The sequence below is a fragment of the Hydrogenophaga sp. T66 genome, assembly GCF_057219855.1.
Window position 1 is genome coordinate 18,649 of sequence record NZ_JBXVVX010000002.1, and the last position, 19,428, is coordinate 38,076.

Genomic DNA, 19,428 nt, shown 5'->3' on the forward strand with positions numbered 1-19,428 from the left:
ACCATAATACCCACCCAATACGTACACAAATCGCTGCGGCTCAAGCCGCAGCGCCCTTCCATGACTTTGTTCCCTGTCGTGTTGTGTGGCGGCTCCGGCACCCGCCTGTGGCCGCTCAGCCGCCAAAGCTTCCCCAAGCAGTTTGTGCCGCTGATCGGCGATCGCAGCCTGCTGCGGCTCACGCTGGAGCGGCTGGCCTGGTGCGGCGCGCCCGCCACCTGTGTGGCCGCCGAGGAGCACCGGTTTTTGGTCAGCGACACGCTGCTGGCCGCCGGACAGCGTGGGGCGGCGGTGCTGCTGGAACCCGCGGGCCGCAACACCGCCGCGGCGATGGCGCTGGCCGCTCTGCAGCCCGGCGACCCGGGGCGGCTGTTGCTGTTCTGCCCGGCCGATCACCACATCCCCGACGCCGCGGCCTTCGCGGAGACGGTTCGCGCCGGCGTGGCGGCGGCGCAGGCCGGCGCCATCGTCACCTTCGGCGTGATGCCGAGCTTTCCCAGCACGGCCTACGGCTACATCCAGCGCGGCGCGGCGCGCGCGGACGGCTCTGAGCGGGTCGCGCGCTTCATTGAAAAGCCGAACGCCGAGGCGGCCCAGGCGCTGCTGCTGCAGGGCGACGTGCTGTGGAACGCCGGCATCTTCCTGTGCCAGGCCGACACCCTGCGCAGCGCGCTGAGCACCCACGCCCCGGACATCCTCGCGGCGTGCGAGCAGGCGCTGGCTGGCGCGGGCCGCGAAACGCTCGACGCGGTGCACTTCGTGCGGCCCGACCGCGAGGCCTTCCTGGCCTGCCGCTCGCAAAGCATCGACTACGCGGTGATGGAACACCACCCGGACGTCGCCGTCGTGCCATTCCAGGGCCAATGGAGCGATGTGGGCAGCTGGAACGCGGTGGCCGACCTCACCCCGGCCGACGGCGCGGGCAACCGCGTCCACGGCGCCGGACACGCGCTGCAGGCACGCAACACTTACATCCACGCTGGCGCGCGCCCGGTGGTGGCGCTGGGCACGGACGACCTGCTCATCATCGACACGCCCGACGCGCTGCTGGTCGCACAGCGCGACCACGCCGAGCGGGTAAAGGACGTCGTGGCCCACCTCGCCCGCAGCGACGTGCCCCAGGCCGCCGCCCACCGGCGGGTGGCACGGCCCTGGGGCTGGTACGACAGCATCGACGCCGGCGAACGCTTCCAGGTCAAGCGCATCGGCGTGAAACCGGGCGCATCGCTCAGTCTGCAGAAACACCACCACCGCGCCGAACACTGGATCGTCGTGCGCGGCACGGCCGAGGTCACGCGCGGCGCCGAGACCTACCTGCTGTCGGAGAACCAGTCGACCTACATCCCCATCGGCGAAGTCCACCGCCTGCACAACCCCGGCAAGCTGGAACTGGAGATGATCGAGGTGCAATCCGGCGCCTACCTCGGCGAGGACGACATCGTGCGCCTGGAAGACCGTTACGGTCGCGAACCGAAGGCCTGACGTGAGCGCCCTCCGCATTGTTCTCACCGGCGGCGCTGGCTTCATCGGCAGCCACACGGCCGTCGCCCTGTGCGAAGCCGGATTCGAGCCAGTCATCCTCGACAACTTCGCCAACAGCCACCCGGCGGTGATGGAGCGCCTGCAGCGCATCACCGGGCGCACGCTGATCCTGGAACGCGGCGACGTGCTCGACACGGCCTGGGTGCAAGACGTGTTGCAGCGCCACCGGCCGGCCGGCGTCGTGCACTTCGCGGCTGACAAGGCGGTGGGCGAAAGCATGGCCCAGCCGCTCAAGTACTACCACCACAACCTCGGCGGGACCATCAGCCTGCTGCGCGCCCTGCAAGCCAGCCGCGCGGTGATCGGCGCGCCCACGCTGGTGTTCTCCAGCAGCGCCACGGTCTACGGCGATCCGGCCAGCGTCCCGATCACCGAAGACTTCCCGCGCCGTCACACCAACCCGTACGGCCACACCAAACTGGTGACCGAGGACATGCTGGCCGCGCTCAATCAGGCCGAGCCCGACTGGCGGATCGCCACGCTGCGCTACTTCAACCCGGTCGGTGCGCACCCCAGCGGCCTGATCGGCGAAGACCCGTCGGACGTGCCCAACAACCTCATGCCCTACGTGGCGCAGGTCGCGGTCGGGCGGCGCGAGGCCCTCAGCGTGTTCGGCACCGACTACCCGACCCCCGACGGTACCGGCGTGCGCGACTACATCCACGTCATGGACCTTGCCGAGGGGCACGTGGCGGCGCTTCAGGCCCTGCTGCGCGACGGCCGCAGCTTCACCGTCAACCTGGGTACCGGCCGCGGCCACAGCGTGCTGGAGGTGGTGGCGGCGTTCGAGAAGGCGTCCGGGCGCCCGATCCCCTGGCGCGCCGCACCACGCCGCGCCGGCGACGTGGCGGAATGCTGGGCCGACCCGGCGCTTGCCCGGGCGACCCTCGGTTGGGAAGCCACACGCTCGCTGGACGCGATGTGCGCCGACGCCTGGCGCTGGCAGCAGGGCAACCCGAACGGCTACCGCGGCGGCTGAGCGCCCGGCGAAACCGCTCAGCGCAGCTGAACGCCCGCGGCGCGGGCGGCGTGGAAGATCCCCTCGCCCACGCTGGCGCCAAACCGCTTGGCCAGCCGCAGGCCCACGTTTTCGCGGTGGGTGTAGTCCACGATGTCCTCGGCCTTGATCACTTCGCGGGCCACGTAATCGAGATTGCCCAGGCCATCGGCCAAGCCCAGCTGCACCGCCTGCTGGCCGCTCCAGACCAGGCCGCTGAAGGTGTCGGGCGTTTCCTTGAGGCGATCGCCGCGGCCTTTCTTGACGACGGCGATGAACTGCTGGTGGATCTCGGTGAGCATGGCCTGGATGTAGGCCTTCTGGTTCGCGTCTTGCGGGCTGAAGGGATCCAGCAGGGCCTTGTTCTCACCGGCGGTCATCAGGCGGCGCTCGACGCCGAGCTTTTCCATCAGGCCGGTGAAGCCGAAACCGTCCATCAAGACGCCGATGCTGCCCACCAGACTGGCCTTGTCGACGTAGATTTCATCGGCAGCGGCGGCGATGTAGTACGCGGCCGACGCGCAGGTTTCTTCGACCACCGCGTACACCTTCTTGTTGTGCAGCGCTTTCAGGCGGTGGATCTCGTCGTTGATGATGCCCGCCTGGACCGGGCTGCCGCCGGGCGAGTTGATCAGCAGCACGACGGCGCGCGACCCGCTGTCCTCAAAGGCCGACTTCAGGGAGCCGACCACGTTTTCCGCACTCGCATCAGCGCCGTCGCCGATCTCGCCCTTGACCTCGATCACCGCCGTGTGTGGCGTGCTGGGCGCGCCGGTGGTGGCTTCGGCCTGATACACCAGCCACACAAAGGCGCCGGCCAGCAGCAGCCAGAAGAAGCGGAAGGCGATCTTCCAGCGGCGGGCCGCCTGCTGCTCGCGCAACTGGGCGAACAGCAGCTTTTCGATCGTTTCGCGCTCCCAGGGACGGCCGTCGGTGCCACGGGCGGGCGTGCTGGCCGGGAGGTCGGTGGGCGGAAAGTCGTTGTCGGGCATGGGGTCGCCGCGCGAGGCGGTGGTTCGGGTTCAGAACACGACGGGCTTGAACGGGTATTGTGCCCGCCAGTGCACGACCCCCTGGGTCTCGACGAGTTCAATCTTGACCAGCCCGCCCCGGCAGGGGCCGCCGCGGCAAGCGCCGGTGTCGGGCTCGTAGACCGCGCCGTGGGTGGCGCACAGCAGCCAGCGCCCGGTGTCGTCGAAGAAACGGTCGGGCTGCCAGTCCATTTCCATGGCCACGTGGGCGCACCGGTTGAGGTAGGCGTGGACGCGGCCCTGGTACCGAACCGCAAACGCCCGGCAGGTCTGTCCGGCGTGGTTCACATCGAAGGGCACCGCACGGCCGCCGTCGACCAGGTCGCGGCTGTTGCACAGCGGGATCAGGGCGTCGTCGGGGGCCATGCGATCTCCGGTGTCAGGCGTGGGCCAGCAGCCAGTCGTGGAGCTCGCGCACCGAATGGACGACCGCGAGCGGACCGAGTTCGGCGAAGGCGGCGGGCTCGTGGGCGCCGTAGCTCACGCCGACGCTGGCGCACCCGGCATTCACCGCCATCTGGAGGTCGTGGGTCGTGTCGCCAATCATCAGGGTGCGGGTGGGGTCCACGCCGAATTCGCGCATCAGCTCGTGCAGCATGCGCGGCGCCGGCTTGCCGGCGGTCTCGTCGGCGGTGCGCGAGCCGTCGAACACGCCCGCCAGCGACTCGCTGTGCAGCACCTCGTCCAGCCCACGGCGGCTTTTGCCCGTGGCCACGGTCAGCCAGTGGTGGCGCGCGCGCAGGTCGGCCAGCATCGGCAGCACGCCGTCGAACAGACTGAGGTCGTTCTGATGGATCAGGTAGTGGTGGCGGTAGCGCTCACCCAGTTCGGGGTAGCGCTCGCGCGGCACGTCCGGCGCGGCGTGGGCCAGGGCCTGCATGAGGCCCATGCCGATGACGTAAGAGGCGTCGCGGTCGGAGGGTGGCGTGCCACCCACGTCGCGCACGGCGGCCTGGATGCAGCGGGCGATGACGGCGGTGGAGTCGTAAAGCGTGCCGTCCCAGTCGAAGGCGATGAGGTCGAAGCGGCGCGGACGGTGATCGGCGGACAGTGGCATGGCGGGATCGTAGCGCGGCCGGTACCGCCCAGCTCAGTCGCCAGGATCAATCGCCGGGGAGTTGCATCAGCAGCTGCGCCGCCACCGACGCCGCGATCACGGCGGGCGCCTTGCCGCCGATCCCGGGCAGGCCGATCGGGCAGGTCACCCCGTCGAGCTCGGCCTCGCTGAAGCCGCGCGCGCCGAGGCGTCGACAGAACGTGGCCCACTTGGTGCGGCTGCCGATCAGGCCGATGAAGGGCAGGTCGTCCCGCGCCCGCCGACGCTCGAGGCAGGCGGCCACGATGTCGAGGTCCTCGGCGTGGGAGAAGCTCATGATCAGCACGGCGGAGCCGGCCGGCAGGTCGTCGACGGCGCGGTGCACCGGCTCGGCGTGGTCGGTGGTGGCCAGGGCGGCGAGGGCGGGTGGAAAGACGCCGTCGCGGCTGTCGATCCAGTGCACGGCGAACGGCAGCGGGGCGAGCGCGCGCACGATCGCCGCCCCGACGTGGCCGCCACCGAACAGCCCGACCGGGCGCCGGGACGGCGCCAGCCGGGCGGCCAATGCCGCCGCGTCGGCCTCCCCGACCGGCTCGCCGCGCCAGCGCAGCGCGCCGCCGCAGCACTGGCCCAGCGACGGGCCCAGCGCCACCTCGCGCTCCCAGGGTCCGGTGCGTCGGGTGGCCAGTGCGTCGCGCGCGGCGGCGACGGCGTCCCACTCCAGATGCCCGCCGCCGATGGTGCCGATCACGGCGTCCGGCGTGACCGCCATCCAGGCGCCGGGCCGCCGGGGCACCGACCCACGCGCGGCGATCACGGTGACCAGCACCGCGGGGCGGCCGCCTTGCAGCCACGCCAGCAACGCGTCCAGCGGGCGGTCGACCAACGCCGCACCGAACGCGCCGGACGGCGCGGTGGAAGGCGGATCGTGTGGCGTGGCGGCCATGGGCGTGTGAGCAGACGTAAACAGACGAAGCAAGGGTGAGTATCGGGCCGGCCCCGATGGGCGCACTGAAGGAATCGCCATACACTCCATCGCGCTGCGTGTATGGCCGCCCCCCGCGGTCGCCCCCTGAGCCGAGGCCCCGATGAACACACCCTCTCCCGCTCCCCGTCCCCTGCCCGTGTGGCTGGGCGTTGCCGCCGCGGTCTTGCTGGCGTCGTGCGCCGCGCCCGTGCCGGCTCCGCCGCCACCGCCGCCCGCCCCCGCACCGGCCCCCGCGCCGGCGCCGGTGACCGTGGCGCCCACGCCGGAGCGCATTTCCCAAGCGGCCTCGCCGCTGGAATACCGCAAGGACGGCGCCAAACACATCTACGAGCGCAACGCCGACCGCATCTACAAGGGGCAACTGCCGCCGCTGATGCACGCCGTCGGGGTGTTGCAGGTCGAGGTGGACCACCTCGGCCACGTCAAACACCTCAACTGGATGCGGGCGCCCAGCCACGTGCCCGACGTGATGCGCGAGATCGAGCGCACCGTGCGCGCCGCTTCGCCCTTCCCGGCGCCGGTGCGCATGGGCCGCGTCACTTACACCGATGTGTGGCTCTGGGACAAAAGCGGCAAGTTCCAGCTCGACACGCTCACCGAAGGCCAGCGCAACCGCTGAAGCCTTGGGTCCCGACCTCCGGACGGCCGCCCTCGGGCGGCCGTTTCGTTTTGGGCCGGGAACACTTAGGGATACACGCAAACGGGTGACAGTCAGTCGACTTGAGTACCGGCCAACGGGCGGTTCAGGCCACCCATCGCACTGGCAGCCGCCTGCGATGACGAATGTCACGCAAACGCGTGTCAATCCGCTCAGACGGCTTCAGCCGGCTCCGATAGCTCACACACGGCCGGTCCAACGGCCGAGGGCCCCGCAAGGGGTTCCGTGCAGCCATCCCGAGGAGCCCAACGATGTCCCTGGTCATGAAGAGCCGCAGCGCGGCCACCCCTCCCCTCGTTCCCAACGGGGGCATCCCCGGCGTGACGCGGCGCATGACGCGCGATGCCGAAGCCAACCGCAAACGGGCCCGCACCGTGGCCAAGCAGCAGCAAGCCGCCGAGCGGGTGGCCAGCGCTTCGAGCCAGCTGTCCTCGGGCATCAATGAGGCCGCGGCCGCGGCCGAGGAACTCAAGCGCGCTTCGGATCAGATCGCCACCGGCGCCGAAGAGGCATCCAGTGCGGCGCAGGAGTCCCTCGCGGCCATCACCCAGGTCAGTGGCGCCATCACGCGGCAGATGGAAGCATGCCGTGTGGCCCAGGCCACCGCGGGCGGCCTGCAGTCGATGGCCTTGCGGGTGAACCAGGCGGTGCAGACCACGGTATCGGCCGTCGGCACCGCGGCTCGGCGTCAGGCGGAGTCGGTGAAGATGGTCGCGGAGCTGGAGCGGCAGGCCGCCAACATCGGGGACATCGTGAAGGCGGTGGCCCGCATCGCCGACCAGACCAACCTGCTGGCCTTGAACGCCGCGATCGAGGCCGCCCGCGCCGGTCAGCATGGCAAGGGCTTCGCCGTGGTGGCCGACGAGGTGCGCACGCTGGCGGAGACGAGTGAGAAGAGCGCCCGCCAGATCCAGGAACTGGTGAGCCAGATCCAGGGCGAGGTCAAGGTGATTGCCGGCGGCATCAATGAATCGGCCGACACCATCCAGGGCGAGGTGGACAAGAGCGACCGCATCCTGCAGCAGCTCGACCAGATCCGCGCAGACGCGGCCGAGATCGTGGCCGGCGCGGGGGACATCGCCACCGCCGCGACCCAGAGCAACACCGCCGCGCAGCAGGCCCTCAAGGGCGCCGAGCTGGTGGCCGCCGCAGCCACGGAGCAGGCCTCGGCCTGCGCGGAGGCCAGCAAGACGGTGGAAGAGCAGAGCGCCGCGCTGGCGGAATGCGAGCAAAGCTCGGCCAGCCTGTCGGAGATTGCGGACGACCTGAAAAACTCGACCGACATCGGCAAGAGCGCCGAGGAGGTGGCCTCGGCGGCCGAGGAGCTGTCGTCAGCGGTGCAGGAAATCAACCGGGCCGCCTCGCAGATCATGATCGCGCTGGAGCAGATCCGCAAAGGCTCGCAGGCCCAGGCCTCGGCGACCACCGAGTCGGCCGCCGCCATCACGCAGATCGAGCGGGGCGCCCAGCTGGCCGAACAACGCGCCACGGCCGCCCGCGACCGGGCCGGCGCCATCCGCCAGTTGATGGAGGAGAACCGCCGCCAGATCGATGGCCTGATCGCCAGCATTGGCCATGGGGTGAGCGCCACCCGGCAAAGCCTGCAGCAGATCAAGGAGCTGGAGCTGGTCAGCCGCAAGATCGACAAGATCGTCGACGCCATCACGCAGGTCAGCATCCAGACCAACATGCTCGCCGTCAACGGCAGCATTGAGGCCGCCCGCGCCGGCGAATATGGCAAGGGTTTCGTCGTGGTGGCCACCGACATCCGCAACCTCGCGCACGACTCGGCCGAGAACGCCGACCGCATCAAGGATCTGGTCAAGGGCATCCAGGACCAGATCGGCATGGTCGGACGCGATCTGATCGACATCATGGCCGCCGGCCAGACCGAGGTGGAGAAGACGCGGGTGATCGCCACCGACCTGGTCAACATCAGCGCCGATGTCGAACAGCTGGAGCAAGGCAACGTACAGACGGTGGCGGCCTCGCAGGAGATCGCTGCGGCGCTGGCGCAGGTGAAAGTCAGCGTGGATCAGGTGTCGGCCGCCGCACAGCAGGCCGAGAAAGCCGCCGAACAGGCCGCTGCCGCCGCCAAGCAGCAATCGCAGGGCGCTGAAGAGCTGAGCGCCGCGATCGAGGAAATCGCGTCGCTCGCCGACGAACTGCAGAGCAACTGACCGCGGCCGCCGCATCCACGAAAGGAGGTGCGCCGTGCGTGCCGACACATCGACCGACCCCGTCTCGGACGACCGCCAGTTCGTGACCTTCAGCGCCGCCGGCGAGCGCTTTGCCGTGCCGATGGCGCCGGTGCAGGAAATCATTCGCCTGCCCGAGGTGGCGCGGCTGCCACTGGCGCCTCCGGCGCTGGAGGGACTGGCCAACCTGCGCGGGCGGGTGCTGCCCCTGATCGACCTGCGCCGCCTGCTGGGCGCGGCGGACACCGCCGACAGCGACGCCACGCGGGCCCTGGTGATCCATCTGGGCCAGCCCCTGGGCTTCATCGTCGACCGGGTCAGCAGCGTGATCGAGGTGGAGCCCGCCCACATGGAACCGGCCCAGCGGATCCGGGGCGTGGTCGATGCCGATTACCTCACGGGCGTGATCCGTCAACCGCGCAGTGATGGTGAGGACGAGCTGTTGCTGGTGCTGGACTTTCAGCGCCTGATCGGGGCGCAGTTCCGTGGCGCCGGCGGGCGCAGCGAGCGGGCGGCCGGCGGCAGGCTGGACGGCGGTTCGCCCGGGAGCACCGTCGCTCCCGAGACCGCGGGCAGCGACGATCTGCGCCTGGTGAGCTTCACGGTCGACGCCCAGGAGTACGCGGTGGACATCGCCGACGTGCAGGAGATCGTGCAGATGCCGGCCCAGGTGACCACCGTGCCCAACGCGCCGCCCCACGCCCTGGGCCTGGTGACGCTGCGGCAGCGGCTGTTGCCCCTGGTCAGCCTGCGCAGCCTGTTCGGGCTGGCGCCGGTGACCGCGGACGAGCACCACCGCATCGTGGTGGTGGGACACGGCGGCGCGCAGATCGGGCTGGTCACCGACACGGTCAAGGAAGTGCTGAGCGTGCCGCGCAGCCTGACACAGGACGTACCGCCGCTGCTGGCGCGCGAGGGCGAGCTGAGCGAATTCGCCGGCATCTGCCGGCTCGACGACGGGCGGCGGCTGGTGTCGGTGATCGACATCGGGCGCCTGCTCGGACTGCCAGCGGTGCAGGCCGTGGAAGCCACCCTGCACGCCGCCGCCGGCGCCTCCCTCTCCCATCCCGAGGAGTCTTCCATGAACACGCCCCGCGCCAGCGCATCCTCCCCGGTCAACGACGATCTCCAGGTGGTGATCTTCCGGCTGGGTGCCGAGGAATTCGGGGTCCCGATCATGAGCGTGCAGGAGATCGTGCGCGTGCCGGAGGTGCTCACCCGCGTGCCGCAAACGCCGGCGTATGTGGAGGGGGTGATCAACCTGCGCGGCACGGTGCTGCCGGTGGTGGACCAGCGCCGCCGCCTCGACATGGCGCCGATCGAACGCAACGACCGCCAGCGCATCATGGTCTACACGCTGGGCGGCCAGCGAACCGGGTTCATCGTGGACTCGGTGGCCGAGGTGATGCGCATCGACAGCGCGCAGGTCGAACCGGCGCCCGACCTGAGCGACACCCAGCGCGCGCTGTTCTCGCGGGTGGCGAAGGTTGAAGGTGGGCGTCGGCTGGTCATGCTGATCGACCCGGACCGGCTGTTGGGCCATGGCGAGCGGGTGGCGCTGGACGGGGCGGTCGGCGGGGTGATGGGCGGACCCGAGGCCATCGACGCACCGGCGTGGCGAGAAGCCGCGTGAGGACACCGCGATGAAGGTGCTGGTGGTGGATGACTCGGCGCTGATGCGCCGTCTGCTTGGCACGGTGCTGTCGGAGGCGGGCTTGCAGGTGCGTTTTTCGCGCCACGGCCGGGAGGCGCTGGAGATGCTCACCAGCTGGCAGCCGGACGTGGTGACGATGGACGTGAACATGCCCGAGATGGACGGCCTGACCGCGCTGGCCATGCTCATGCAGGCGCGGCCCACACCGGTGGTGATGGTGTCATCGCTCACCGAGCGCGGCGCGCAGGCCACGCTGGAGGCCCTGGCGCTGGGCGCGGTGGACTTCATCGCCAAACCCGGCGGCACGATCTCGCTGAACATCGACCAGATTGCCCAGACGCTGGTGGAGAAGGTCCGCGCGGCGGCCCGCGCCCGGGTACCGGCACCGCGTGTCAGTGCGCCACCCGCGGCCGCGCCAAGCCGCGTGAGAGCCAGTCCGTCGCCCACACCGCGCGCCACCGCACCCGGCGTCAGCGACGAACGGCCCGCGGGCCCACGACCGGCCGAGGGCGTGGTGGTGATTGGCGTGTCGACGGGGGGACCGCGCACGCTGGAGGACATCCTGCCCCAGCTTCCGGCGGACTTTCCCTGGCCGGTGCTGGTGGCCCAGCACATGCCAGTGAACTTCACCGACGCATTCGCCCGCCGCATGGACGCGCTGTGCGCGTTGCGGGTGCGCGAATGCAGCGCCGCAATGCCGCTGGAGCCCGGTCTGGTCGTGGTTGGCAAGGGCGGCACCGACATGGTCGTGCAGCGACGCCTGGGCCGTCTGGTGGCGGAAGCGCGCACCGAGTCACCCGCGCACCCGTGGCATCCGTCGGTGGACGTCCTGATGGACAGCGTCCTGCGTGTGCTGTCGCCGTCCTCCGTGGTGGGGGTGTTGCTCACTGGCATGGGAGATGACGGTGCGGCCAGCCTCACCCGGCTGCGCCAGCAAGGCGGTCGCACGATCGCCGAGTCGCGCGACACCGCGGTCGTGTTCGGCATGCCGCAGGAACTCGTCAAGCGCGGCGGGGCAGGCGTCGTCCTGCCCTGCCATGCCATCGCCCGCCAGCTCTGTGGCTGGCTTCACACCGAGCGGGCCAGCGCCTGAACAGGAGATCACCATGGGACTGCGACGAACCGATCCACCGCCGCTGCACCCCGTGGTGCCGCGCCGCTGGGGGCGCGACCGCGATGGCCTGCTGGCGCAGCTGCACGAGGGCCTCGGCCACGAACGCCGCTGGGCCGCGCGCGATCTCGCCGAGCACCCCGACACCGCCGCCCAGCTGGGTGCCCACCTGGGTGACGAGCAGGACCCCAGCGTGCGGGAAGCCTTGTTCACCAGCCTGAGCACCCACGCCAACGAGGCCGCGGCCAGTGCGCTGATTCCGCTGCTGCGCAGCGAGGACGCCAGCCTGCGCAACGGCGCCATCGAAGCCCTGGCCGGGATGCCCGCCGCGGTGGCGCCGCGCATGGCCGCGCTGCTGCACGACCGCGACCCGGATGTGCGGATCTTCACCGTCAACCTGCTGGGCGACCTGCGCCACCCCCGGGTGGCCGACTGGCTGGTGGACGTGCTCGTGCACGACTCCGAGGTCAATGTGGTGGCGGCGGCGATCGAGGTGCTGGCCGAAGTGGGCGGGCCGCAGCACCGCCCGGCGCTGGCCGCGGTGGTGCGGCGCTTCCCTGACGATCCCTTCATCGGCTTCGCGGCCGACATGGCCGCCGGCCGCGCGGAGGCGGCATGAAAGCGGCGGTCGCGACCCGGCCCACCGATCCGGTCATCACCGACGCGGACTTCCTGAAGTTCCGCGACTTCTTCTATCGGAAAACCGGCATCCACTTCGATGAAGGCAAACGCTACTTCGTGGACAAGCGCCTGATCGAACGGATGGAGGCCACCGGCGCCGACAGCTTCCGCAGCTACTTCGTGGGCCTGCGGTTTGAAAGCGGCAGTTCGGAGCTGCAGGCGCTGGTCAACGCCATGACGGTCAATGAGACCTACTTCTTCCGCGAGGCCTACCAGTTCGACTGCATGGTCAACAACCTGCTCGACGAGGTGGTGCGGCGCAAAGCGCCGGGCGAGCGGATCCGCATCTGGTCGATCCCCTCCTCCACCGGGGAGGAGCCGTACTCGATCGCGATGTACCTGCTGGAGCGCTGGCCCCACATCGACCGCCACGACGTGGAAATCCTGTCATCGGACATCGACACGCGCGTGCTGTCGGCCGCGCAACAGGGCATCTACAGCGCCCGCTCGGTGGCCAACCTGCCGCGCGCCTACCTGGAGAAGTACTTCACGCCCCACGGCGACGGCGAGTTCCGCATCTCGCGCGACCTGGTGGATGCGGTCGAGTTCTCGCAGGTCAACCTCAGCGACGCGCGCGACACGCGCCGGTTCCGGCAGATCGATCTGATCTTCTGCCGCAACCTGCTGATCTATTTCGACGACCTCTCGCGCCGCGTGGCCGTGGAGGCGATGTACGACGCCCTCCACCCCGGGGGCTTCATCTGCCTGGGCCACTCCGAGTCGATGAGCCGCATCAGCTCGCTGTTCCAGGTGCGCCGCTTTGCCGACGCCATGGTCTATCAGAAGCCGCTGGAAGGAGGCCGCGCATGAAGCCCGCCCGCATTCTCATCGTCGACGACGCCGCGACCGTGCGGCTCTACCACCGCAAGATGCTCGGCGACGCCGGCTGGCAGACCGACGAGGCGGTCAACGGCGTGGAAGCGCTGGAGCGGGTCGTGGCGCAGCCGCGCGATGAACCCTACGACCTGTATGTCGTGGACATCAACATGCCCAAGATGGACGGCTACAGCTTCGTGCGCGAGTTGCGCCGGCTGCCGCAGGTGGCGCCGGCCCCGGTGCTCATGGTCTCCACCGAGGCCCAGGTCCATGACGCCACCGCCGCGCGCGACGCCGGGGCCAATGCCTACCTGATCAAACCCGCGCGGCCGCCGGAACTGGTGTTGACCGCGGCGCTGCTGCTGGGCGACCTCCCCGCGGCCGAACGGGCCGCCAGCCTGCACGTTGCCCAGGGAGCCCGCGCATGAAGACCCAAGACCTGCTCGACCAGTTTGTGCAAGAGGCCCGTGAATGCCTAGAGCGAATCGGCCAGCGGCTGCTCGCGGTCGAGCGCGACCCGGCCAACCGTGAGCTGCTCAACGACCTGTTCCGCGAGGTTCACACCCTCAAGGGCAACTGCGGCCTGTTTGACTTCGGCGCGCTGGAGCATCTGGTGCACGCGGCGGAGGACCTGCTTGACCGCGTGCGCGATGGCCAGATCGCCTACCGGCCGGCGCTGGCCGACACGCTGCTCGATGCGATGGATCACACCGGCGCGCTGGTGGACCGGATCGCCCGCGACGGTCGGCTCGACGGTGAAGACCCGGCCGCTGCCACGCTCGCGCAGGCACTGCGGCACCACCTCACCGCGCCCGACACCGCCCCGCGCGGCGAAGCGGCCGCGCCCCCGCCGCGGGCGATGCCCGACTGGCTGTCGGCCTTGCCCGATGGCGAGCGCCCGGCCGGCGCTGTGGCCGTGACCTACGCGCCCGAGCCTGGCTGCTACTTCAAGGGCGAAGACCCCTGGCGCCTGGCCCGGTGCGCGCCGGGCCTGCGGCACCTGGCCGTGCACGCGCCCACCGACTGGCCTGCGGCGCCCGAGGCATTCGACTGCTACGACCACCGGCTGTCCTTCCGGCTGGTCTGTGACGCCCCGCTGGCGGCGGTGCAGGATCATTTCCGCTACGTGCCGGAGCAGGTGGATTGCGTGGTCCTCGCCAGCGAGCGTGCCGACCCCGCCGCCCGGTCGGTGCCCGCGAACGACGCCGACCCGGCCCTCGTCGCACTGCGACACCACGCCCGCGCGCTCTGGACCGCCCAGGGGGAGCTGCTCGCGCGTCCCGGCGTCGCGGCGGCGAGTGTCGAATCCGCGCGGCGGGTGCTGGAGCGGCTCGCGCGCATCCTGGGCCTGGACGCCGCAGATTCGCTGGCGGGGCTCGCGCCGGGCGCGGTGCCGCTGGCGACCTGGGCGCGCGAGCACCACCCCGACGGCGCCGCGGCGGCCGACCGCACCACCGACGACTCGGTCGCGCCACCCGCGCCCCGGCTGGGTGCGGCGAGCGCCGCCAGCCCCAGCGCCGAGGAAGGCCACAGCGGCGACCGCGGCCCGCGGGTGCTCAAGGTGTCGCAGGACAAGATCGACCGTCTCATGGACCTGATCGGTGAGATGGTGGTCGCCAAGAACGCCCTGCCCTATCTCGCCGCCCGCGCCGAGACGCAGTTTGGCCAGCGCGAACTGGCCCGCGAAATCAAGACCCAGTACTCAATCATCAACCGCATCGCGGAGGACATGCAGCACGCGGTGCTGCAGGTGCGGATGCTGCCGGTCGGGACGGTGTTCCAGCGCTTCGGGCGCCTGGTGCGCGACATCTCCCGCAAGCTGGGCAAGGAGGTCGAGCTGGTGCTGGAGGGCGAGGACACCGAGGCCGACAAGAACGTGATCGAAAGCCTGGCCGACCCGCTGATTCACATCCTGCGCAACAGCCTGGACCACGGCATCGAGCCCCCGGATGCGCGACGCGCCGCCGGCAAACCCGCCACCGGCACGCTGCGGGTGAGCGCGCGCCAGGAAGGCGACCGCGTGGTGCTGGAAATCGCCGACGACGGCGCCGGCATTGACACCCGGCGGGTGCGCGCCAAGGCGGTGGAGCGCGGGCTGATCCCGGCGGACCGGGCGGACGCGCTGACCGACGCCGAGGCGGTGCAGCTGGTGTTCCTGCCCGGTTTCTCCACCGCCGAATCGGTGTCGGACCTCTCCGGACGCGGGGTCGGCATGGACGTGGTACGCACGGCGGTGGAGCGGGTCAACGGCACGGTGGCATTGAGCAGCACGGCGGGCGCCGGCACCACCATCCGCCTGTCGCTGCCGCTGTCGATGGCGGTGACCCACGTGATGATGATCGAGACGGCGGGGCGGCGCTTTGGCGTGCCGATGGACCTGATCGTGGAGACGGTGCGCGTGCCGGCCGAAGACATCCACCACTTCAAGCAATCGCAAACCGTGGTGCTGCGCGGACGCATCGTCCCCCTGCGCTCGCTCAATGCGCTGATGGGCCTGGACGACCCGCCGCGCCCCAACCCGGAAGGCGAACACGCGGTGCTCGTCGTGCGGCTGGGCGGCGAGACGATCGGCCTGGTGGTGGACGACTTTGACGGCACCAGCGACATCATCCTCAAACCCCTGGAAGGCGTGCTCGCCGGCCTGACCGGCTTCGCCGGCACCGCCCTCATGGGCGACGGCAGCGTGCTGATGATCCTCAACCCCCGGGAGCTGATCTGATGGGCATCCGATACACCCGAACCCATGCGGCGCTGGAAGGCGACATCGCGGTGGACGACGCCGAGGCACTGGCGCATTGGCTGCGCGCCCAACGCCGGCCCGCGGTCGCGCTGAAGGCCGTGGGTCATGTGCACAGCGCGGTACTGCAGGTGTTGCTGGCCCTGCGTCCGGCCCTGCGCAGCGAACCGACCGACCGCTGGCTGCGCGCCGCGCTGGGCCTGCCCCCCGTGCCCCCATCCGAAGGAGAGCCTGCATGAGCAAAACCGTGCTGCTGGTGGACGACTCCGCCACCATGCTGATGAGCCTGAAGAACACGCTGGAGATCAGCGGGTTTCACGTCAAGACCGCCGGCGACGGGCTGGCGGCGCTGGGTCAGGTGGAGGCCGGGCTGAAACCCGACCTGATCATCACCGACATCAACATGCCGCGGATGGACGGGCTGGCGCTGATCGCCGCGGTGCGCCGCCAGCTGCGCTTCGTGCCCATCCTGGCGCTGACCACCGAGAGCCAGGCGACCAAGCGCGAAGAGGCCAAGCGCAGCGGCGCGACCGGCTGGCTGGTCAAACCGGTGGGCGGCAACGACCTGTTGAACGTGATCCGGCAAGTGCTGCCGGGCACCTGAACACCCCGGCACCTGAGGAGCCCGCCATGAGCCTGCGCACGATCTCCCGCCGCTGGCGCGGCCACGCGCTGCCCGCCGCCCTGCTCGCCCTGGCAGCCCTGCTGCTCGTGCTCGACTCGCCGCCGGTGGACGGCGCGGCCGTGGTCTGGTGCCTGGCCGGTGTGGTCGCGGGCACGGCGCTTGGTCTCAACCTCGCCGGCCGGGCGCCCCGAACGCGGGAGGTCGATCCCCACGATCCCACCCGGGCCGTGGCGCAGGACATCCGCACCCTGCAGCAGGCCTTTGGCGTGCTGCGCCAGCAGGTGCAAGCCACGATCCAGACCTCGGAGACGGCCGTGATGTCCATGATGGAGCGCCTCGACCGCGTGCACCGCGAGGCCCGCGCCTTGCGTGAGCGCGTGGGCGCCGCGGTGGCCCACTCCCACCACCTGTCGGACGACTCCCTGCGGGAGGCGCAGGACCAGGCCCAGGCGCTCAACGGCCTGGCCGAGCACCAGCAGCGCGCCGACGCGGCGCAGCGCGAGCACCACGCGCGGGTGCAGGCGGTGGCCGCCCAGGTGCAGCGCCTGACGCCGCTGGCCGAACTGATCAGCGACATCGCGCGCCAGACCAACCTGATCTCGATCAACGCCTCGATCGAAGCCGCGCGCGCCGGCCCGGAAGGGGCCGGCTTCAAGGTGGTGGCCACCGAGGTGCGGCGCCTGTCCGCCCAGACCGCGGAGGCCGCGCGCGAGATCGGCGCCGGCATCGCCGCCGCCAGCCTGGCCATCGGCAGCCACGCCGACGGGGCGCAGGCCTTGTCGGGCGCCAGCGCGGGGGACCGCCTCGGGGCGATCGCACAACACGTACGCCACAGCCACGAACGTCTGGCCGAGGTCGTGCCCTACCTGGGTGCGCTCACCGAAGACATGGACAGCGGCATGGGCCGCGTGACCCAGGACATCGTGGACACGCTCGGGGACATGCAGTTCCAGGACATCAACCGGCAGCTGCTTGAGCAGATCAACGACGCCATGGCCAGCCTGTCCGAGCACTTTTCGCAGGTCTACCAGCTGCTGGACGGGGAAGCGCCTCCCCCGCCGGTGATGCTCGAAGAGCTGCTGGCGCGCTGGACCGAAAACTACGTCATGCACTCGCAGCGCGTGGCCCACGCGATGGCCACCGGCGGCGCCGCGGCGCTGGGGGCGGCCGTGGCCGTGCTGGACGAGCCGGCGACCACCGAGGACACCGGCGCGCCCGACGCACCACCGCTGGCGCTGGCCACGGCCAACGGCCCGCGCATCGAGCTGTTCTGAGGTCGTCCGGTCGCGCTCAGCTGCCGCGGTAGGTGGCGTAGCTCCACGGGCTGACCAGGAGTGGCACGTGGTAGTGCGCCGCGGGGTCGGCGATGCCGAAATCCAGGCTCACACGGTCCAGAAAGGCCGGTTCGGGCAGCGCCACGCCGCGGCCGGCGAAATAGGCCTTGACGTCGAACACGAGCCGGAACGTCCCCGCCCGCAACGCCGCGTGATCGATCAGCAGCCCGTCCGGGTTGCGGCCGTCGGCGTTGAGCGTGAATGCGCGCAGCAAGGTCGCGCGCTCGCCGTCGGTGGCGTACAAGGCCACGCCCATGCCCGCGGCCGGGCAACCGTGCATCGTGTCCAGAACGTGGGTGCTCAGGCCCATGGGAAGTCTCCGCGGTGGTGGTCTTGGCGTCTAAAGTGTATACAGTTTGTGCATTCAGCACTACCATCGCGGCATGGATTTCACCCGCACCGACGCCACCAGCACCGGCCAGATCGTGGACGCGCTCACGCGCGCCATCGTCGAACACCGCCTCGCGCCGGGCACCAAGCTGGTGGAGCAGAAGCTCGCCGACCATTTCGGCGTGTCGCGCACGCTGGTGCGCCAGGCGCTGCACCAGCTGGCCCGCGACCGGCTCGTGTCGCTGGCCCCCGCGCGCGGCGCCTTTGTAGCCACGCCATCGCCCGAGGAGGCGCGGCAGGTGTTTGCGGTGCGCCGCATGCTGGAGGCCGAGATGACCCGGGCCTTCGTGCGCGCGGCCACCCCAGCCCACCTGCGCGCCCTGCGCGCCCACCTGTCGCGCGAGCAGGAGGCGGTGCGCGCGGGCACGCCGCACCAGCGCGTCGAGTTGCTGGGCGACTTCCACGTGCGCATGGCCGAGTTGCTGGGCAACGAGGTGCTGGCGGAGCTGCTGCGGGACCTGGTGTCGCGCTGCGCGCTCATCACGCTGATGTACCAGAGCGACCAGGCCGCCGCCGACTCCGGCGAGGAGCATGTCGCCATCGTGCGGGCGCTGGCGGCGCGGGATGAAGCCCAGGCTGTGCGCCTGATGGAAGATCACCTGCGCCACGTGGAAGACAGCCTGCGGTTTGACCGGCCCGCCCCCGCCAACGACCTCGCCCGGGCCCTTGCCCAGACCCTCGAATGACCTACGACGCCACCGCCCCCTACCCCCGAGACCTGCGCGGCCACGGCCGCGACACACCCCACGCCGGCTGGCCCGCCGGCGCGCGCATCGCCGTGCAGTTTGTGTTGAACCACGAGGAAGGCGGCGAGAACTGCGTGCTGCATGGCGATCCGGCGTCCGAGACCTTTCTCTCCGAACTGTTCAACCCGGCCGCCTACCCCGAGCGCCACATGAGCATGGAGGGCATCTACGAGTACGGCGCGCGCGCGGGGGTCTGGCGCATCCTGCGCGAGTTTGAGCGGCGCGGCCTGCCGCTCACCGTGTTTGGCGTGGCGACCGCGCTGCAGCGCTGCCCCGAGGTGACGGCCGCCTTCGGCGAACTCGGCCACGAGATCGCCTGCCACGGCTGGAAATGGATTCACTACCAGTCGGTGGACGAAGCCACCGAGCGCGCCCACATGGCGCAGGCCATGGCCCTGATCACCGAACTGACCGGCCAACGCCCGCTGGGCTGGTACACCGGCCGCGACAGCCCCCGCACCCGCCGGCTGGTCGCCGATTTCGGCGGCTTCGCCTACGACAGCGACTATTACGGCGACGACCTGCCGTTCTGGATGAAGGTGCTCAAGACCGACGGCACCACGGTCCACCAGCTGATCGTCCCCTACACGCTGGACTGCAACGACATGCGCTTTGCGCTGCCGCAGGGTTTCTCCCACGCCGATCCGTTCTTCCTGTACCTGCGCGACAGCTTCGACGCCCTGTACGCCGAAGGCGATCCGGCGGGGCTGAACCGGCCGAAGATGATGAGCGTGGGCATGCACAGCCGCCTGCTGGGCCGACCGGGCCGCATCACCGCGCTGCAACGCTTCCTCGACCACATCCAGTCGCACGAAGGCGTGTGGGTGGCCCGCCGCCTGGACATCGCACGCCATTGGGCCGCCCGCTTGCCCCAACCCGCCTGA

At 70.7% G+C, this 19,428-nt stretch carries 20 protein-coding genes; 15 read left to right on the top strand and 5 right to left on the bottom strand.

The window, feature by feature from the left end:
• Positions 1–60: 60 nt before the first annotated feature.
• Positions 61–1,482: a mannose-1-phosphate guanylyltransferase/mannose-6-phosphate isomerase gene (locus AC2D80_RS09060; RefSeq protein WP_484632691.1), complete on the top strand. Its 1,422-nt coding sequence runs from the start codon at positions 61–63 to the stop codon at positions 1,480–1,482.
• Between the two features lies 1 nt (position 1,483).
• Positions 1,484–2,521, top strand: coding sequence for a UDP-glucose 4-epimerase GalE (galE, locus tag AC2D80_RS09065; RefSeq protein ID WP_484632692.1), 1,038 nt, complete (start codon positions 1,484–1,486; stop codon positions 2,519–2,521).
• Positions 2,522–2,538: 17 nt separating this feature from the next.
• Here galE and AC2D80_RS09070 read toward each other — a convergent pair whose 3' ends face one another.
• The 4 genes from AC2D80_RS09070 to xdhC are packed head-to-tail and all read right to left on the bottom strand — an operon-like array spanning position 2,539 to position 5,552.
• Complete coding sequence (locus AC2D80_RS09070; protein ID WP_484632693.1) at positions 2,539–3,531, bottom strand: S49 family peptidase; 993 nt, start codon at positions 3,529–3,531, stop codon at positions 2,539–2,541.
• Between the two features lie 30 nt (positions 3,532–3,561).
• Positions 3,562–3,936, bottom strand: a complete 375-nt coding sequence (locus AC2D80_RS09075) for a Rieske (2Fe-2S) protein (protein WP_484632694.1) — start codon at positions 3,934–3,936, stop codon at positions 3,562–3,564.
• Between the two features lie 13 nt (positions 3,937–3,949).
• Positions 3,950–4,627 (bottom strand): HAD family hydrolase, encoded by a 678-nt coding sequence (locus AC2D80_RS09080; protein WP_484632695.1) that lies wholly within the window; start codon positions 4,625–4,627, stop codon positions 3,950–3,952.
• Between the two features lie 46 nt (positions 4,628–4,673).
• A complete protein-coding gene (gene xdhC / locus AC2D80_RS09085) occupies positions 4,674–5,552 on the bottom strand; it encodes a xanthine dehydrogenase accessory protein XdhC (protein ID WP_484632696.1) in 879 nt (292 codons plus the stop codon).
• Positions 5,553–5,694: 142 nt separating this feature from the next.
• Between xdhC and AC2D80_RS09090 the strand changes: the two genes are divergently transcribed.
• From AC2D80_RS09090 to AC2D80_RS09140, 11 genes are all read left to right on the top strand, one after another.
• Positions 5,695–6,213 (top strand): hypothetical protein, encoded by a 519-nt coding sequence (locus AC2D80_RS09090; protein WP_484632697.1) that lies wholly within the window; start codon positions 5,695–5,697, stop codon positions 6,211–6,213.
• Positions 6,214–6,503: 290 nt separating this feature from the next.
• A complete protein-coding gene (locus tag AC2D80_RS09095) occupies positions 6,504–8,432 on the top strand; it encodes a methyl-accepting chemotaxis protein (protein WP_484632698.1) in 1,929 nt (642 codons plus the stop codon).
• 34 nt (positions 8,433–8,466) lie between these two features.
• Positions 8,467–10,083: a chemotaxis protein CheW gene (locus tag AC2D80_RS09100; protein WP_484632699.1), complete on the top strand. Its 1,617-nt coding sequence runs from the start codon at positions 8,467–8,469 to the stop codon at positions 10,081–10,083.
• Positions 10,084–10,093: 10 nt separating this feature from the next.
• Positions 10,094–11,197 (top strand): chemotaxis-specific protein-glutamate methyltransferase CheB, encoded by a 1,104-nt coding sequence (cheB, locus tag AC2D80_RS09105; protein ID WP_484632700.1) that lies wholly within the window; start codon positions 10,094–10,096, stop codon positions 11,195–11,197.
• 13 nt (positions 11,198–11,210) lie between these two features.
• Positions 11,211–11,834, top strand: coding sequence for a HEAT repeat domain-containing protein (locus AC2D80_RS09110; protein ID WP_484632701.1), 624 nt, complete (start codon positions 11,211–11,213; stop codon positions 11,832–11,834).
• Positions 11,831–12,706 (top strand): CheR family methyltransferase, encoded by an 876-nt coding sequence (locus AC2D80_RS09115; RefSeq protein ID WP_484632702.1) that lies wholly within the window; start codon positions 11,831–11,833, stop codon positions 12,704–12,706. Before AC2D80_RS09110 ends, AC2D80_RS09115 begins: the two co-directional genes overlap by 4 nt.
• The gene (locus AC2D80_RS09120) at positions 12,703–13,140 is read left to right on the top strand and encodes a response regulator (protein WP_484632703.1); all 438 of its coding nucleotides are present in this window, start codon (positions 12,703–12,705) and stop codon (positions 13,138–13,140) included. The genes AC2D80_RS09115 and AC2D80_RS09120 overlap by 4 nt, the downstream gene beginning before the upstream one ends.
• Positions 13,137–15,431, top strand: a complete 2,295-nt coding sequence (locus AC2D80_RS09125) for a chemotaxis protein CheA (protein ID WP_484632704.1) — start codon at positions 13,137–13,139, stop codon at positions 15,429–15,431. The genes AC2D80_RS09120 and AC2D80_RS09125 overlap by 4 nt, the downstream gene beginning before the upstream one ends.
• Entirely contained in the window at positions 15,431–15,688 is a 258-nt protein-coding gene (locus AC2D80_RS09130; protein ID WP_484632705.1) for a hypothetical protein, read from the top strand. Before AC2D80_RS09125 ends, AC2D80_RS09130 begins: the two co-directional genes overlap by 1 nt.
• Positions 15,685–16,053, top strand: coding sequence for a response regulator (locus AC2D80_RS09135; RefSeq protein WP_484632706.1), 369 nt, complete (start codon positions 15,685–15,687; stop codon positions 16,051–16,053). The genes AC2D80_RS09130 and AC2D80_RS09135 overlap by 4 nt, the downstream gene beginning before the upstream one ends.
• A 26-nt stretch (positions 16,054–16,079) precedes the next feature.
• Positions 16,080–17,348, top strand: a complete 1,269-nt coding sequence (locus AC2D80_RS09140) for a methyl-accepting chemotaxis protein (protein WP_484632707.1) — start codon at positions 16,080–16,082, stop codon at positions 17,346–17,348.
• A 16-nt stretch (positions 17,349–17,364) separates the two neighbouring features.
• Here the strand turns inward: AC2D80_RS09140 and uraH are convergent, their stop codons facing one another.
• Positions 17,365–17,718, bottom strand: a complete 354-nt coding sequence (gene uraH / locus AC2D80_RS09145; protein ID WP_484632708.1) for a hydroxyisourate hydrolase — start codon at positions 17,716–17,718, stop codon at positions 17,365–17,367.
• A 73-nt stretch (positions 17,719–17,791) separates the two neighbouring features.
• On the opposite strand from uraH, the gene AC2D80_RS09150 reads away from it, so the two are divergent.
• A complete protein-coding gene (locus AC2D80_RS09150; protein ID WP_484632709.1) occupies positions 17,792–18,484 on the top strand; it encodes a GntR family transcriptional regulator in 693 nt (230 codons plus the stop codon).
• Complete coding sequence (puuE, locus tag AC2D80_RS09155; protein WP_484632710.1) at positions 18,481–19,428, top strand: allantoinase PuuE; 948 nt, start codon at positions 18,481–18,483, stop codon at positions 19,426–19,428. Before AC2D80_RS09150 ends, puuE begins: the two co-directional genes overlap by 4 nt.